A 17014-nucleotide genomic window follows, 5' to 3' on the forward strand; every position below is an offset into this window, starting at 1 on the left:
CTGTCCGACACCGAGCGGTCCCGGCCGCTGCTGCCCGGGCACCCCGCCTACGTCATCTACACCTCGGGATCCACCGGACGGCCCAAGGGCGTGGTGGTGGAACACCGGTCGGTGGCGAGTCTGCTGTCCTGGGCGGCCCGTACGTTCTCCGGTGGCGACTTCTCGCGGGTGCTGGCGTCGACGTCGCTGAACTTCGACGTGTCGGTGTTCGAGATGTTCGGGCCGCTGGTGTCGGGCGGCAGCATCGAAGTCGTCCGTGACGTGCTGGCGTTGGCGGACCGCGGGGACGGCCCCGGACCGCTGAGCCTGATCAGTGCCGTGCCGTCCGCCTTCGCACAGGTGCTGGACGGGCTTGCGGCCGGGACCGGGATCGACACCCGCAGTGGTGCCCGGACCGTGGTGCTGGCCGGTGAGGCACTTCCGGCCTCCCTCGTCCGGGACATCCGCGAGGCGCTGCCCGGCGTGCGGGTCGCCAACATCTACGGCCCGACCGAGGCCACGGTGTACTCCACCGCGTGGTTCACCTCCGAGACGGACCCCGGCACCGACCCAGATACGAACGGCGCCCCGCCGATCGGCCGGCCCATCGCCGACGCGCGCACCTATGTCCTCGACGGCGCCATGTCCCCGGTGCCGGTCGGTGTGGCGGGCGAGCTGTACGTGGCGGGCGCCGGCCTGGCCCGTGGCTATCTCGACCGCCCCGCGCTGACCGCGGAACGCTTCGTCGCCGACCCCTTCGGCGCGTCCGGTGAGCGCCTCTACCGGACCGGGGACCTGGTCCGCTGGACCGCGGACGGACACCTGGAGTACCTCGGGCGGGCCGACGAGCAGGTCAAGGTCCGTGGCTTCCGTATCGAACTCGGCGAGATCGAGGCCGTCCTGAGCGCCCACGAGCGGGTGGCCCGCGCCGTGGTGATCGTGCGCGAGGACATCCCCGGTGACAGGCGCCTGGTCGCCTACGCGGTACCGGCCGACGGCGACGGCGACGACGCCCCCCGGCCGGCGGAGCTCCTCGCCCACCTCGCCGCAACCCTCCCCGCCCACATGGTGCCCGCCGCGGCCGTCGTCCTCGACGGCCTGCCGCTCACCTCCAACGGCAAACTGGACCGCCGCGCGCTGCCGGCCCCCGACTACGCGGGCACCCTCGGTGCGGGCCGCGCACCGGCCGGCCCCCGGGAGGAGATCCTCAGCGGGATGTTCGCCCAGGTCCTCAGCCTGGACGGGGTCGGCGTCGAGGACGACTTCTTCGCACTGGGCGGGCACTCCCTGCTCGCGGTGCGGCTGCTCAGCCGTATCCGCGCCGTGCTCGGCGTCGAGATGTCGCTGCGCACCCTGTTCGAGGCGCCCACGCCCGCCGGTCTCGCCGCTCGTCTCGGCGGAGCGGGCGAGGCGCGGGCGGCGCTGACCGCGGGCGCGCGCCCCGAACGGGTGCCGCTGTCCTTCGCGCAGCAACGCCTGTGGTTCATCGGCCAGCTCGAAGGCCCCAGCCCGACCTACAACGTCCCCGTCGCCCTGCGGCTCGGCGGAGACGTGGACCGCGAGGCCCTGGGCGCGGCGCTGCGTGACGTGCTGGAGCGGCACGAGGTGCTGCGCACGGTGTTCCCGGTGGCGGACGGCGAGCCCTACCAGCAGGTCCTCGACGCCGACGGGCTGGACTGGCGGCTGACCGTGGCCGACGTGGCCCCCGGGGAGCTGGCCGACGCGGTCGCCGAGGCACAGCGGCGGCCCTTCGACCTGGCCGTCGAAGTCCCGTTCCGTGCCTGGCTGTTCTCGGCCGGGCCCGACGAGCAGGTGCTGGTCGTCGTCGTGCACCACATCGCGACCGACGGCTGGTCGAGGGAGCCGCTCGCCCGCGACCTGTCCGTGGCGTACGCGGCCCGTCGCGAGGGCCGGGCGCCGCAGTGGGCGGATCTGCCCGTGCAGTACGCGGACTACGCGCTGTGGCAGCGCGAACTCCTCGGCGACGAGCAGGACCCCGACAGTGTGATTTCCCGGCAGGTCGCCTTCTGGCGCGAGACGCTGGAAGGCGCCCCCGAGGAACTGGCGCTGCCGTTCGACCGGCCGCGCCCCGCGGTGGCCAGTCACCGGGGTCACCGCATTCCCGTCGAGATCCCGGCGGAGGTCCACCGCAGGCTCGCGGAGCTGGCCCGGGCCGAGGGCGTGACGGTGTTCATGGTCCTGCAGGCCGCCCTCGCCACGCTGCTGTCGCGCCTCGGCGCCGGTACCGACATCTCCATCGGCTCGGCGATCGCCGGCCGCACCGACGAAGCCATGGACGACCTTGTCGGATGCTTCGTCAACACGCTCGTGATCCGTACCGACCTGTCCGGCGACCCGACGTTCCGTGAGGTCCTGGCACGGGTGCGGGAGAAGGGCCTGGCGGCGTTCGCGCACCAGGACGTCCCCTTCGAGCGGCTCGTCGAGGAGCTCGCCCCGGTCCGCTCCATGGCCCGCCACCCCCTCTTCCAGGTGGTGCTCACGCTGCAGAACACCGCGGACGCCGTGCTCGACCTGCCCGGGGTACGGGCGGGGGCGGCGGCGGACCAGTCGTCGGCCGCCGTGTCCGCCAAGTTCGACCTGGACGTCATCCTCGGCGAGTCGTTCGACGCGCAGGGTGTGCCCGCGGGCATCCACGGCGTGGTGATCGCGGCGGCCGACCTGTTCGAGCCGGACACGGCCGTGCGGATCGCGAACCGCTGGGCCCGCGTGCTGGACGCCGTCAGCGGCGCCCCCGGCGGGCGGATCGGCACGGTCGACCTGCTGGACGAGGACGAACGTCACCGGCTGCTGGTCGAGTGGAACGACACCACGGCGGCGGATCCGAAGACGCCGGTCCCGGCGCTGTTCGAGGCACAGGCGGCGCGGACCCCGGACGCGGTGGCGGTCGTCGCCGGCGGGACCGGGGTGTCGTACGCGGAACTGGACGCCCGGGCGAACCGGGTGGCACGGTACCTGGCCGGTCAGGGCGTCGGGCCGGAGTCCGTGGTCGGGCTGTGCCTGCCGCGGGGCGAGGAGATGATCGCGGCGATCCTCGGCGTGTGGAAGGCCGGGGCGGGCTATCTGCCGATCGACCCCGAGCAGCCTGCCGACCGGGTCGCCTTCATGCTGAGCGACAGCCGGGCCGCCCTGACCCTGACGACCGAGGAGATCCTCGACGAACTGCCCGCCGGACGCGGACGGCTGGTCGCGCTGGACGACCGGCTCGTCGAGATGCAGCTGGCGGCGGCCCCGGCCGGCGCACCCGAGGTGTCCATGGCGCCGGACGCACTGGCGTACGTCATCTACACCTCCGGGTCGACGGGCCGTCCGAAGGGTGTGGCCGTCACCCACAGGTCGCTGGCCAACTACGTGGCCTCGGTTCCGGGGCGGGTGGGCCTGGGCGAACCCGGCCGGCGCTACGCGCTGCTCCAGGCGCAGGCCACCGACCTGGGCAACACCCTGCTGTTCGCCAGCCTGGTCACCGGCGGGGAACTGCACGTCCTGCCCGCCGAAGCCGTCACCGATCCCGTCGCCGTCTCCGGCTACTTCTCGGAGCACGGCATCGACCACCTCAAGGCGGTGCCCTCCCATCTGGCGGCGCTGGGCGCCGAGGGCGGTCCTGCGGGCGTGCTGCCCGCCAGGTCCCTGGTGCTCGGCGGCGAGGCGGCCTCCCCGGCATGGGTGAGCGGGCTGCTGGAAACGGCCGGGCAGCGCGAGGTGTTCAACCACTACGGGCCGACCGAGGCGACCATCGGTGTGGCGACCGCACGGCTCACTCCGGAGCTGGTGGCCGCCGGTGCGGTTCCGGTCGGCACCCCGGTCGCCAACACCCGTCTGTATGTTCTGGACGACTCGCTCGCCCCGGCCCCGCAGGGCGTGGTCGGTGAGCTGTACATCGCGGGCCGGCAACTGGCCCGTGGCTACGTCCGCCGCGCCGGGCTGACCGCGGAGCGGTTCGTGGCCTGCCCGTTCGGCGGGTCCGGCGAGCGGATGTACCGGACCGGCGACCGCGCACGCTGGACCGCGGACGGTCAACTCGTGTTCGCGGGGCGCGCCGACGACCAGGTGAAGGTCCGCGGCTTCAGGATCGAGCCCGGCGAGATCGAGGCCGTCCTGACCGCCCACCCGCAGGTCGCGCAGGGTGTGGCCGTCGCACGGGAGGACACCCCCGCAGACGTCCGGATCATCGCCTACGTCGTGCCCACCGACCCCGACGACGACAACCTGGCCGACCTCGTGAAGCGGTTCGTCGCGCAGCGGCTGCCGCAGCACATGGTTCCGGCCGCGGTGGTCGTCCTCGACGCCCTGCCGCTCACACCGAGCGGGAAACTCGACCGCAAGGCCCTGCCCGCCCCCGAGTACGGCTCCACCGAGCGGGCCGGCCGCAGGCCGTCCAACGTACGCGAGGAGCTCCTGTGCGCGGCGTTCGCCGATGTGCTGGGCCTTCCCGCGGTGGGCGTGGACGACGACTTCTTCGCCCTGGGCGGCCATTCCCTGCTGGCGGTCCGGCTCGTCAGCAGGATCCGCACCCTGCTCGGCGTCGAGACCGAGATCCGGGTGCTGTTCGAGACGCCGACCCCGGCCGGGCTGGCGGCCCGGCTGGCCGACGCCGAGGAGGCCCGCGCCCCCCTGACGTGCGGGGAACGGCCCGAGCGGATCCCTCTGTCGTACGGCCAACGCCGGCTGTGGCTCATCGGGCAGCTCGAGGGCCCGAGCCCCGCCTACAACATCCCGCTCCCGGCCCGGCTGACCGGCGACGTGGACAGCGATGCGCTCAAGGCCGCGTTCCGGGACGTCCTCGGGCGGCACGAGGTCCTTCGCACCGTCTACGAAATGGCCGGCGGCGAGCCGTACCAGCGGGTGCTGGACCTGGACGAGCTGGAGTGGGACCTGCAGGTCGTCCACGTCAGCCCGGACGAGCGCGACGCAGCGGTCGCCGAGGCGGCCCGGTACACCTTCGACCTGTCGGCGGAGATTCCCGTCCGCGCCTCGCTGTTCACCTGCGCGCCCGACGATCACACACTCATGGTGGTGGTGCACCACATCGCCGGCGACGGCTGGTCATGGGCGCCGCTGGCCCGCGACGTCTCCGTGGCCTACGAGGCGAGGTGCGCGGGCCGGGCCCCGCAGTGGGAGCCGCTGCCCGTGCAGTACGCGGACTACGCCCTCTGGCAGCGCGAGCTGCTCGGGGACGGCGACGACCCCGGCAGCCTGATGGGTCGTCAGATCGCCTACTGGCGAGAGGCGCTGGCCGGATCCCCGGAGGAACTGGTGCTGCCGGCCGACCGGGTACGCCCCGCCGTGGCCGGCTACCAGGGGCACGGCGTGCCGTTCCGGATACCCCCCGAGGTGCACGAGCGGCTGCTCGACGTGGCACGGGCCGAGGGCGTCACCCTGTTCATGGTGCTGCACGCCTCCCTGGCGATGCTCCTGTCGCGCCTGGGAGCGGGCACCGACATCCCGATCGGATCGGCGCTGGCGGGACGCACCGACGAGTCGCTCGACGACCTGGTCGGGTACTTCGTCAACACCTTCGTGCTGCGCACCGACCTGTCCGAGGACCCCACCTTCCGCGAGGCACTGGTGCGGGTGCGGGAGGCCGGCCTCGGGGCGTTCGCCCACCCGGACGTGCCCTTCGAGCGGCTGGTGGAGGAACTGGCGCCCACCCGGTCGCTGGCCCGTCACCCGCTGTTCCAGGTGATGCTCCTGCTGGAGAACACCGCCGACGCGCTGCTCGAACTGCCCGGAGTCACCTCCGGCGGCGGCACGTCCGGGATGGCGGTCGCCAAGTTCGACCTCGACGTGAGCATCGCCGAGATCTACGACGACAAGGGGGCACCCGCCGGGCTCCGCGGCGGAGTGGTCGGCTCGACCGACCTGTTCGAACCCGAGACCGTCGTCCGGATCGCCGAGCGCTGGGTGCGGGTCCTGGACACCCTCTCCGCCGACCCCGGCCTGAGGCTCAGCGAGCTAGACGTGCTCGACGAGGCCGAACGCCGGCGTCTGCTCACCGACTGGAACGACACCGCGGCCGAGGTCGCGGGCTCCACGGTCGTCGAGCTCTTCGAGGAGCAGGCGGCCCGCACCCCCGAGGCCATCGCGCTGGAGTACGCCGGCACCGAGATGACGTACGCCGAGCTGGACGCCCGGGCCAACCGGCTGGCGCGCCACCTCGTCGGCCGGGGCATCGGCACGGAGGACGTCGTCGCGACCGTCTTCGAGCGCACCCCCGACCTGGTCGTGGCGCTGCTCGGCGTCATCAAGGCCGGGGCCGTCTACCTGCCCATCGACCCGGCCTACCCGTCCGAGCGGACCGCGTACGTCCTGGAGGACTCCGGCGCGGTGTGCCTGCTGAGCAGCGCGGACCTGCGGGGACGCCTGGCCGAGTTCGGTGTGGAGGTGGACGACGGGGCGGTGCCGGTCGTGCTGCTCGACGACCCCGCGGTCGCGCGGGAGCTGGCCGGTCTCGACGACAGCGCCCCGACCGCGGAGGAACGCGGTGGCGACCTGCTGCCCTGGCACCCGATGTGGGTGATCTACACCTCCGGATCCACCGGACGTCCCAAGGGCGTCCTCGTCGAGCACCGCGCGATTGTGAACTTCCTGGCCGCGATGCAGGACCAGTTCGCCCTGGGGGCGAAGGACCGCCTGCTGGCCGTCAGCACGGTCGGCTGCGACATGGCGGGCCTGGAGTTCTACCTGCCGTTCGTCAACGGCTCCAGGATGATCCTGGCCTCACAGGAACAGGTGCTCGACCCCTGGGCGCTGCGCGACCTGATCCGCTCCCGTGGCGCGAACATCGTGCACGCCACGCCCAGCCTGTGGCGGGGCCTGGTCTCCGACGCCGACGACCCGCTGGACTGGTCGCGGGTGCGCGTACTGATCGGCGCGGAGGCACTGCCCGACGAACTGGCCCGCACCCTGCTGAGCCGGGCGGGCTCACTGACCAACCTCTACGGGCCGACCGAGACCACGGTCTGGTCGACCGCCAGGGAAACCGTGCGCGCCGACGCGGACGCGGGCCGCAACCTGACGTCGATCGGCGGCCCCGTCGCCAACACGCGGCTCTACGTCCTCGACGAACGGCTCGCCCCGGTCCCCGTGGGCGTCGCCGGCGAGCTGTACATCGCCGGTGACGGACTGGCCCGCGGGTACCTGGGCCGGCCGGGACTGACGGCCGGGCGCTTCGTCGCCTGCCCCTTCGGCGGCCCTGGTGAGCGCATGTACCGCACGGGAGACGTGGTGCGGTGGAGCGGGGACGGCGACCTGGAATTCATGGGGCGCGCCGACGACCAGGTCAAGATCCGGGGATTCCGCGTAGAGCTGGGCGAGATCGAGGCCGTCCTCGCAGGGCACCCCTCGGTGGCGCAGGCCGTCGTGCTGGTGCGGGAGGAGACCCCGGGCGACAGGCAGCTCGTGGGCTATGTGGTGCCCGAGCCCGACGCCCGCGGTGACGACCACGGCGGGCTCGGCCCGGCGGTGCGTGCGGCCACCCAGGAGCGGCTGCCCGGATACATGGTCCCCTCGGCGGTGGTGGTGCTCGACGCGTTCCCGCTGATGCCGAACGGCAAGCTGAACCGCAAGGCGCTGCCGGCCCCCGAGTTCACGGCCGGCGCGGAAGGGGCCGGCAGGTCCGTCACCGCCCTGGAGGCGAGCCTGTGCGAGGCGTTCGCCGAGGTCCTCGGCATGGAGACGGTCGGAGTCGACGACGACTTCTTCGCACTCGGCGGGCACTCCCTGCGGGCCGTGCAGCTGGTGGAAGCGCTGCGTCAGCGCGGCGTGTCCGTCGCGGTGCGCGACCTGTTCGCCGCCCCCAGCGTCTCCGGACTCCTGAAGCGGATGAGCATGACCTCCGTACGGGACTCCCTCGACGTCCTGCTCCCGATCCGGGCCGAGGGCAGCAAGCCGCCCGTCTTCTGCGTCCACCCCGCGGGCGGGCTCAGCTGGTGCTACATGCCGCTGGCACGCAGCGTCCCGGACGACGTCCCGCTGTACGGGCTGCAGGCCCGGGGCCTGGACGGAGAGACGGAACTCGCCGGTTCCGTGGAGGAGATGGCGGCCGACTACATCCGGCAGATCCGTTCCGTGCAGGAGAGCGGCCCGTACCACCTGCTGGGCTGGTCCTTCGGAGGAACGGCCGCGCACGAGATCGCCGTCCAGCTGCGGGCGGCGGGCGAAGAGGTGGCGATGCTGGTCATCCTGGACGCGTTCCCGCCGGTCGCAAATCCGGACGGCGAGTCCGCCGAGGGCGCCGAGGGCGCGGCCGAGGACCAGGGGCCGGAGCCCGAACGTGACCCGGCCGCCGAACTGGACCGGCTGACCGAGATGGTGCGGCGGGAGGCCGGCCATGTCTTCGGAGCCACCTCGGACGAGGAGTTCCGGACCCTGGCGCGCATCTTCCAGAACAACGGCCTGATCGGACGTGCCCATCGGTTCGGACTGTTCGACGGGGACGCGCTGCTCGTCGTCGCCGAGGACAGCAAGCCGGAGGGCGCGCCCACCGCCGAGGCGTGGCAGCCGCATGTGACGGGGGAGATCACGGAGATCGGCCTTCCGTGCAACCACTACGACCTGTCGCTGCCGGAGATGCTGGCCCGGGTGTGGTCCGCCGCCTCCGACTGGCTGGAACGGGAGGACTGAGCCTCACCCGCCGCGGGCCCGTCGGGCCCGGCCTCACCGGTCCGTCAGCAAGGACGCGACCAGGCCGGGCTCGACGTTCCCCCCGCTGAGCAGTACGCCGACGTCGGTGGCGCCGTCGGCGGCACCGTCCAGGGCGGCGGCGAGCGCGGTGGCCGCCGCCGGCTCGACGAGCAGCCGGGCCTGCAGGAGCGCGGCGCGCATCGCCTCGGCGATGGCCGCCTCTGGCACCGTGACGACGCCGGTGACGGCCCGGTGGGCCAGGGAGAAGGGCAGATCGCCGATGCGGTCGGGGCGCAGCCCGTCGGCGAGCGTGTGCCGGGAGGGCACCGTCACCGGCCCGCCGGCGTGCAGCGCGGCGGTGAACGCCGGAACGTTCTCCGGCTCGGCGCCGACCACGGCCAGATCCTCGCCGGTGGCCGCCAGGCAGGCACCGGCGACGGCGCTTCCGCCGCCTATCGGCACCACCACCGCGTCCAGCCGGCCGGCTGCCGTGGTCACCTGACGGATCAGTTCGGCCACGGCCGTTCCCTGGCCGGCGACCACATGGGGGTTCTGGTACGGGTCGACCACGTCGTACCCGTACCGCCCGCGGAGCTCCTCGACCACGGCCACCCGCTCGGCGAGCGTCGTGCCCACGAGCACCGCCTCGGCGCCGGCCTCCCGGACGCGCCGTACCTTGGCCGCCGGCGCGTCGGACGGCAGCACCACCACCGTGGGCAGTTTGTGCTCCGCGGCGGCCAGCGCCACCGCGATGGCGTGATTGCCGGTGCTCTGCGCGATCACTCCGCGGCTGCCCGCGGCGGCCAGTTCCTCGACGGCCAGGAGAGCTCCCCGGACCTTGAACGAACCGCCGCGCTGCAGATTCTCGGCCTTCAGCCACAGCCGCGCGCCGGCCAGCGCGTCCAGCTCCTGGCAGCGGACAACCGGCGTCCGCCACACCCGGCCGGTCAGTCGCCGCCGGGCCCGGTCCACATCGTCGCGGCTGAGCATGCCCACCGGGGCTCCTCACTGTAGTGGTCCGGCGACAACGGCCGGAAAACGGCAGGGAGTTGCAATAGCGCGTCATCCTCGCACGGGGGCTTCGGTCCGGTAGAGCGTTCAACCCGGCGGCAGGCCGCCTGCCTCCAGGGCCTCACTGCCGCGGGTCACTCGTTGCGCAGGGCCTCCGAGATCGTCAGGCGTGCCGCCGACCGGGACGGGGCGAACGCGCCCAGCAGCGCCAGCACGGTCCCGGCGAAGGCCAGCAGGGTGATCTCCCGCGCGTGCCACACGTCCATCAGGAAGGCGGGGAGGGCGATGTTGGCCGCCTCGCCCGCCATCGGCACGATCAGCCGGTGGGCGGCGACCCCCAGGGGAATACCGATCAGCCCGCCGACCACTCCGAGCGCCGCCATGGACGTCAGCATCATGGCGATCACCTGACGGGGCGTCATGCCGATCGACTTCAGCATGCCCAGGTCACGGCGCCGTTCCCGGGCGTTGAGCACGACGGTGTTGAAGACGCCGAGCGCCGCCACCGTCCCCAGCACCAGGGTGAGGGTCGTCGCCAGGCTGATCATGGCCAGGGCGAAGGAGTTGTCCGAATCGGTGAAGTCCTTCGGGTACAGGCCGGGGTCGGCGGACTTCACCGAGCCGAGGTAGCCGTCGACGTCCGTGCCCGGGTCCAGCTTGACCAGGTACTGGACCTGGATGGGCTTGTACGCCGGTGCGAGCGGGGTGAGCGTCTGCCACACGGAGTAGAGGTTCGAGGTCTCGCCGGACATGGTCGCGCCGACGATCGTGACGCGGGTCCGCCGCCCGTCCTTCTCCAGCGTGAGGTGGTCGCCGACGCTCAGGCCGCGTTCCTTCAGGAAGCCCGACGTGACGACCACTTCACCGGGCCTGTCCAGCCAGCGCCCCTTCACGATCTCCCGCTCGAAGCCCAGCGCCGACGACTCGCCCCGGAAGAACTGGCCCTCCACGCTCTCCGTGGACCCCACGAGCGACAGCGCGAGGGTCAGCCGGGCGGTCACCTCGGCCGTGCCGGGCTGCGCGCGCAGCAGCGCCTCCGTCGCGGCGTCCCCCCGCTTCGACTCGACCCCCTCGACGGGGTTGCCCCGGTCCACCGTGACCTGGACGGCGCCCTTGTGGGCGGAGGTGTCCGCGTACTCCTCCACCGTCCTGACCAGTCCCGTCGCGAAGGTCACGGTGGTCACGCCGAGCACGATCGCCGCCATGGTCAGGCTCGTGCGGCCCGGGCGGGCGAACGGCAGGCCAAGCCCCAGGCTGACGGGGCGCGGCAGCCGGGTGCCGCCGAGCAGGCGCTGGACCCTCAGCCCGCGACCCATGCGCGGCGCGCTGCCGGCGCTGATCGCCTCGGCCGCCGACAGCCGGTGGGCCCGCAGGGCGGGGACGAGCGCGGCGAGCACGACGACGACGGGCATCCCCAGCAGCGCGACCGTGTTCACCAGAGGGCTGACGCCGACGTTCCCCAGACCCATGCCCCTGAACGCGTTGACGAGCAGGGGCCGCGCCATGAGATTGCCCAGCCCGGTGCCCAGCACGCAGCCGGCGATCGCCGGGACGGACACCATCACGAGATAGATCGCCACGACTTCGTTCGGGGTGAAGCCCAGGGCCTTGAGCGTGCCGATGTGCCGGAACCCCGACACGACCGCGCCGCTGATCACGTTGGCGACGATCAGGAGCGCGGACAGGAGCCCCAGGCAGCCGAAGACCATCAGGAAGGGCACGTACGCGCCCAGCCCGGACGCCACTTCACGCTTGATGGCGAGATACGAGTTGGAGCCGAGGAACGAGTCCCGCGGCAGACCCTCGACGACCGAGGCCAGGCCGGCCTCGACCGCGGAGTCGCTCCCGGCGGAGGAGAAGCGGTACAGCATCTGGGACGTGGTCGGTCCCAGGGCGGCGATCTGCTCCGGCGACACCCAGGCGTCGGCCGTCTTGCTCAGGCTGTAGGCGTACCCGACGACGGTGAGCGTCGGCATGCCGGGGATCTCGAGCTTCTCGCCGACCGGCAGCGGCTCCTCCTTCGGGCCGAAGGGCAGCGCGCTCTGCGACGGCGGGAGCTGGCGCAGGACGATCTCGCCCGGCGCGGTCGCCCAACGCCCCTGCCACAGGTCCAGACGGTCCACGTCTCCGCCCGGGTCCGCGCGGCCCACCACCCTCTGAGGGCCCCGCACCATGCGGGACACGCCCTCGGGGATGTTCAGCACGGCCTGCTCGAAGGGGCCCGCGACGGCCTCCACCTCGGGCCGGCGCGCCGCCCGCCTCAGCTGGTCGTCGGACACCTTGTCACGGTCGAAGGCCGCGACGGCGTGCGGGCCGCGCTGCTGGGCGAATCCACGGTCGAACGGCGCCGAGGCCGACTCCAGCAGCCCCAGTGCGACCACGATCGACATGGTGGAGAACAGGATGACGACGCCGATGACGACGGTCTGGAGCCGCCTGCGCCGCACGGCCGCACGTGCGGCCCGCCATACAGCCTTCATGCGCTCCGCTCCAGAGTCCGCTCGCGGGCCACCCGGCCGTCGGCGACCTCGATCACCCGGCTGGCGCACCGCGTGGCCAGGCGTTCGTCGTGCGTCACCATGAGCAGCGTCTGCCCGAGCTGGTTCAGGTCGAGCAGCAGATCCATCACATGCTCGCCGGACCGGCTGTCCAGAGCGCCCGTCGGCTCGTCGGCGAGCAGCAGGGCCGGCCGGTTCATCAGGGCACGGGCGACGGCCACGCGCTGGCGCTCGCCGCCGCTGAGCGCCGCCGGGTAGATGTCCTTGCGGTCGGCGATGCCCAGCTCCTCGAGGAGGGCCAGCGCGCGCTTGCGTGCCTGCCGGGCCGGGGTCCCGGTCAGCTGCTCGGCGAGCGCCACGTTGTCCAGCGCCGGCAGGTCGTCCAGGAGGTTGAAGAACTGGAAGACCATGCCGATGCGGTGACGCCGGAACAGCGACAGGCCCTTCTCACTGAGCGTCCCCAGGTCCTCCCCCTGGACGACGACCCGCCCGGAGGTCGGGCGGTCCAGCCCGGCGACCATGTTGAGCAGCGTCGACTTGCCGCTGCCCGAAGGTCCCATCACCGCCACCGCTTCACCGGCACGAATCTCCAGCGACACACCGTCGAGCGCGACGGAGTCGCCGAATTCCTTGCGCACTTTGTCGAGCTGTACGACGACCTGCTCCGAGCTGCCTTCAATGGTCATGGAAAAGACGCTAGAGGCCGCAGGACGAACCGGTCATCAATCAGGGGATGTAACCTCTCGGCCGCATCACCCCGGGGATGTAGGCTCGGCGACGGAGCATACCTCGCGGGGTGGATCCGGCGGAGCCACGATCCGGCGAGTGTTGTCCGGGCAAGGGGCCCGGTCCTGTTTGGGGGTTGGTTGGCATGGTTGCCGGACGTGTTGTGCGGTTCGACGGAAACCGGGGTTACGGGTTCATCGCTCCCGAGGCGGGCGGCGAGGACGTCTTCCTGCACGTGAACGACCTGCTCATACCCGAGTCGTACCTGCGCCCCGGGCTGGAGGTCGAGTTCGAGGTGGAGGAGGGGGACCGCGGGCCGAAGGCCTCCTCCGTGCGGCTCGCGCACCGGGCCGAGGCGCCGCCCGCCGTCCCGGCGCCGGCCCGGCCCGCGGCCGCTCCCGCGGCGTCGTCCGCGCCCTCGGTGAGGAAGTCGGCCACGGAGGACCCGACGTGCGACGTGCTCGATGCGGAGGAGTTCTCCCGGGAAGTCACCGAGCTGCTTCTGAAGGCCGGCCCGCGCCTGACCGGGGAACAGATCCTGGAGATCCGGCACGAGTTGCTGAAGTTCGCCGAGAGCCACGGCTGGACCGAGGACTGACGGCGCGCCGCACTGCGCGGCAAGAAGTGACAACGGAATAGCCCGCGGTGCCCGACGGCGCCGTTCAACTGCGGTGGTGCGTCAGTTGAACGGCGCCGTCGCCATTCCCACGGGGTTGTTCGGGTTGTTCTGCACACCGGCCGCACGTCATAGTGCTGCGGGCAAGCACGGCCTTTGCCGAGGCGCGTGATCGCGACGGTGCCCTTGTCTCCAGATTTCGCTCGGCCATCCAGGAAGGTGGGGTACATATGGCTGATGAGCCGTTGTTTCTTCGGTCGAAGGCGATAGTCGAGCCGCTGGTGGACCGCTTTTACGCGTGGTTCCACACCGTTGCTCCGGTACAGGCGTCGATGAATCTGTCATTTCTGCAGGTGCCGATGCTCGAGTCCTATCTGCAGTCGCCGCAGGTGCATATCGCGGCCAGCCACAATCCGGAACTGCGCGGCGGCTTCTTCGTCAACATCGGCGAGGAGCAGAGCGACCAGGTGCGGCAGCTCCTCGACGACATCAAGCGGGACCGGGCCGACATGCTGCGGTTCGCCGACGCGATCGCCCAGGGCCAGGAGCTGCTGCGGGCGAACGCCACCGGCTTCGACCTCACCCCGCTGTACCCGAAGCTGCCCGCCGAGCTGGGCGGACTGGTCGAGCTGGCGTACGACACCGACAACCAGGCGGCGGTACGGTTCATCGAGCCGCTCGTCTACCAGAGCCCGGTGTACACCGAGGCCAGGCAGTCGGTGCAGCTGTCGCTGGAGCCGGGCGTGGAGCGGCCGTTCATCCTGAGCACCCCGCGCCTTCCCTCGCCGGACGTCCTGGAACTGCAGATCCCCTTCCGCCACCCCGGACTCGAGGCCCTGTTCAAGGCCCGGGTGAACCCGACGACCCTGAGCCGGCTGCGTGAGGAACTGGAGCTGAACGACGCTCAGGCGGCGCAGCTCACCGGCCTGCTGAGCCCGACGCCGAGCGTGTCGAAGGACCGCCACATCGACGGCGGCGGCCGCATCCGCTACTTCGGCCACGCGTGCCTCGTCCTGCAGACGGCCGAGGGTGCGGTCGTCACCGACCCGTTCATCAGCGCCGACAGCTCGGCGCAGGACCGCTACACCCTGGACGACCTGCCGGACTTCATCGACCTGGTGCTGATCACGCACGGGCACCAGGACCACATCGTCCTCGAGACCCTGCTGCAGTTGCGCGGCCGGATCGGGACGATCGTCGTGCCGCGCTCCTCCCGGGGCAACCTGGAGGACCCGTCGATCGGGCTGTACCTGAAGCAGCTGGGCTTCCCGGTCGTCGAGGCCGACGACTACGACGAGTTCCCCTTCCCCGGCGGCAAGGTGGTGGCGACCCCGTTCCTGGGCGAGCACTGCGACCTCGACATCCGCAGCAAGTCGACGTACTGGGTGGACCTGGCCGGCCGGTCGGCGTTCGTCGGGGCCGACTCCTCCGGGATCGACCCGACGCTCTACCGCTACATCCGCGAGCACCTGGGCACGGCCGACATCGCCTTCCTGGGCATGGAGTGCGACGGCGCCCCGCTGACCTGGCTGTACCAGGCGCTGCTGACCAAGCCGGTCACCAAGAAGATGAGCAACTCGCGCAAGCTGTCCGGCTCGAACGCCGAGCAGGCCGCGGCGATCATGACCGAGCTGGGCGCCACCGAGGCGTATGTGTACGCCATGGGCGAGGAGCCCTGGCTGGGCCACGTCATGGCCACCACCTACAACGAGGACACGTACCAGATCAAGCAGATCGAGGAGTTCATGACCTGGTGCGCGGACCGCGGAATCAAGGCTGGCCACCTGTTCGGCCAGCAGGAATGGCGCTGGTGACCGGAGTTCAGTGACCGTCCGCCGTCAGGAGGCACTCCATGGCTGTGCGAGACATCGCGTATGTCGAGCTGTACACGAGCAACAGGCAGTCCGTCGCCGATCACTTCATCTCGGCGATGGGATTCGCGCGCACCGCGGACTGGGTGGGCGTCGACAGGAGTTCCGTACTGCTGCGGCAGGGGGAGGTGAGTCTCCTCATCACCACCGGCCCGGTGACCTGGAGATTTCTGGACACCTACGGGGACGGCATCGCCGATGTCGCCCTGGTGTGCGACGACGTCGGTGAAACCCTCGAAGCGGCGCTGGCGGCGGACGCGGTGACGGCCGACTCCCTGGGGGGAAACCCCGCCCTGTCGGGGGCGGGCGGTGTCGTCCACACCCTGCTCCCGCCCGGAGGAGTCACCGCGAGCGGCCTGCCCTCGGGCCGCACCTGGGTGCCGGAACCGGGCGCGCCCCTCCGGCCGGAAGGTCCGATCCGGGGACTGGACCACGTCGGTCTGCGACCCGGAGCGGGCACGCCCGGCACCTGTGCCGACTTCTACCGGGACGCCCTCGGTTTCTCCTGCCTCCCCTCCGGTCCTGCGGCGGGCCGGTGGGAGGAGCGGACGGACACGGCCGTCGTCCGCGGTCCTTGCGGGCGGGTGATCCTGGCCGTGGCCGACGGGGACCCGTACCTGGCGTTCCGCACCGACGGCTCCGTCCCCGCCGTCTGCACGTTTCCCGGCGGGGGAGTGGTGGAGAGCCACGAGGCCGTGAACCACGACCGAGTGGCGTACCGATGACGTACCGCGGCTCCGCCACCGGCCCGGCCGCCCGGCCCGCCCCGGACGACGCCCTGCAGGGCGCGGCACCGGCCAAGGAGTGGGGCTCACGGGCGGACCGGGAGGCGTTCGCGCGCCTGCGACTGCGGCCCCGGCCCGTCACGGGCTTCGACCGCCACCTGTTCGCCGAGACCGAGACCCGGATCCTCGGCCGCACCTGGGCGGCCCCGGTCGTCGTGGTGTCCCCGGACGACCAGGACCGGGCCCAGCTTGACGGCGAGGTCGCCATGGTCGACGGCGAGGTCGTCATGGCCTCGGTCGCCGGGGCGGCCGGCCTGCCGCTCGTGGTGAGTGACGTCGCCGGGCGGAGGCTGCGGGACATCGTCGCGGCCGCCTCCGGGCCGCTCTGGCTACGGGTCTCCCATGACCGCGGGCATGCCCCGAACCGCGAACTGATCCGTGAGGCGAAACGGGCCGGCGTCCAGGCGCTGGTCCTCGGAGCGGACGCCCCCGGCCGTACCGGATCCCTCGTCGAACGGGTGCGCGCCGTAAGCCCGTTGCCGCTCCTCCTGGAAGGCGTACTCACCGCCTCCGACGCCCGAAGGGCCGTCGAAGCAGGTGTGGACGGCATTGTCGTCTCCCACCGCGGGGACCGGCGGCCGGGTCCGGCCCCGGCCACCGTCGACGCACTTCCCCCGGTCGCGTCGGCGGTGGGCGGAGCCTGTCCCGTCCTCCTCGACGGGGGCGTCCGCGGCGGAGGCGACGTGCTGGCCGCCCTCGCGCTGGGCGCCGACGCCGTACTGCTCGGACCTCCGGTGCTGCACGGCCTGGCCGTGGCGGGGCGGGACGGCGCGGCACGGGTGCTGGACCTCGTCATCAACGAACTGGCCGACATGATGACCCTCACCGGAACCACATCGGTCGCGGACGCCGGCCCCGAACTCGTCCGGCGCATCACCTGACGAATTC

8 protein-coding genes are annotated in these 17014 nt (G+C 72.3%); 5 read left to right on the top strand and 3 right to left on the bottom strand.

Annotated features, from left to right (window positions below; genetic code table 11):
- The first annotated feature begins 30 nt into the window (after positions 1–30).
- Positions 31–8619, top strand: coding sequence for an amino acid adenylation domain-containing protein (locus ACFY4A_RS12590; RefSeq protein WP_390829573.1), 8589 nt, complete (start codon positions 31–33; stop codon positions 8617–8619).
- Positions 8620–8652: 33 nt separating this feature from the next.
- On the opposite strand, the gene ACFY4A_RS12595 is transcribed toward ACFY4A_RS12590, so the two are convergent.
- From ACFY4A_RS12595 to ACFY4A_RS12605, 3 genes are all read right to left on the bottom strand, one after another.
- The gene (locus ACFY4A_RS12595) at positions 8653–9609 is read right to left on the bottom strand and encodes a threonine/serine dehydratase (protein WP_390829405.1); all 957 of its coding nucleotides are present in this window, start codon (positions 9607–9609) and stop codon (positions 8653–8655) included.
- Positions 9610–9764: 155 nt separating this feature from the next.
- Complete coding sequence (locus ACFY4A_RS12600) at positions 9765–12110, bottom strand: FtsX-like permease family protein (RefSeq protein ID WP_390829406.1); 2346 nt, start codon at positions 12108–12110, stop codon at positions 9765–9767.
- Positions 12107–12814 carry an ABC transporter ATP-binding protein gene (locus ACFY4A_RS12605; RefSeq protein WP_390829407.1) on the bottom strand — a complete coding sequence of 236 codons (708 nt, stop codon included), beginning with the start codon at positions 12812–12814 and terminating at the stop codon, positions 12107–12109. Before ACFY4A_RS12605 ends, ACFY4A_RS12600 begins: the two co-directional genes overlap by 4 nt.
- Before the next feature lie 185 nt (positions 12815–12999).
- On the opposite strand from ACFY4A_RS12605, the gene ACFY4A_RS12610 reads away from it, so the two are divergent.
- The 4 genes from ACFY4A_RS12610 (at position 13000) to ACFY4A_RS12625 (ending at position 17007) form a co-directional block, all read left to right on the top strand.
- Positions 13000–13452 (top strand): cold-shock protein, encoded by a 453-nt coding sequence (locus tag ACFY4A_RS12610; RefSeq protein WP_390829408.1) that lies wholly within the window; start codon positions 13000–13002, stop codon positions 13450–13452.
- A 248-nt stretch (positions 13453–13700) separates the two neighbouring features.
- A complete protein-coding gene (locus ACFY4A_RS12615; protein WP_390829409.1) occupies positions 13701–15284 on the top strand; it encodes an MBL fold metallo-hydrolase in 1584 nt (527 codons plus the stop codon).
- A 38-nt stretch (positions 15285–15322) separates the two neighbouring features.
- Positions 15323–16066, top strand: a complete 744-nt coding sequence (locus tag ACFY4A_RS12620; RefSeq protein ID WP_390829410.1) for a hypothetical protein — start codon at positions 15323–15325, stop codon at positions 16064–16066.
- On the top strand, positions 16063–17007 hold the full coding sequence (locus ACFY4A_RS12625) for an alpha-hydroxy-acid oxidizing protein (RefSeq protein WP_390829411.1): 945 nt from the start codon (positions 16063–16065) through the stop codon (positions 17005–17007). Before ACFY4A_RS12620 ends, ACFY4A_RS12625 begins: the two co-directional genes overlap by 4 nt.
- Positions 17008–17014: the final 7 nt, after the last annotated feature.

Source organism: Streptomyces sp. NPDC001292 (assembly GCF_042896465.1).
GTDB lineage: Bacteria > Actinomycetota > Actinomycetes > Streptomycetales > Streptomycetaceae > Streptomyces.

What these genes read in the sequence shown, in the direction of transcription:
- ACFY4A_RS12595 (WP_390829405.1), bottom strand. Translation starts at nt 9,609, where the DNA reads ATGCTCAGCCGCGACGATGTGGACCGGGCCCGGCGGCGACTGACCGGC.
- ACFY4A_RS12600 (WP_390829406.1), bottom strand. Translation starts at nt 12,110, where the DNA reads ATGAAGGCTGTATGGCGGGCCGCACGTGCGGCCGTGCGGCGCAGGCGG.
- ACFY4A_RS12605 (WP_390829407.1), bottom strand. Translation starts at nt 12,814, where the DNA reads ATGACCATTGAAGGCAGCTCGGAGCAGGTCGTCGTACAGCTCGACAAA.
- ACFY4A_RS12610 (WP_390829408.1), top strand. Translation starts at nt 13,000, where the DNA reads ATGGTTGCCGGACGTGTTGTGCGGTTCGACGGAAACCGGGGTTACGGG.
- ACFY4A_RS12615 (WP_390829409.1), top strand. Translation starts at nt 13,701, where the DNA reads ATGGCTGATGAGCCGTTGTTTCTTCGGTCGAAGGCGATAGTCGAGCCG.
- ACFY4A_RS12620 (WP_390829410.1), top strand. Translation starts at nt 15,323, where the DNA reads ATGGCTGTGCGAGACATCGCGTATGTCGAGCTGTACACGAGCAACAGG.
- ACFY4A_RS12625 (WP_390829411.1), top strand. Translation starts at nt 16,063, where the DNA reads ATGACGTACCGCGGCTCCGCCACCGGCCCGGCCGCCCGGCCCGCCCCG.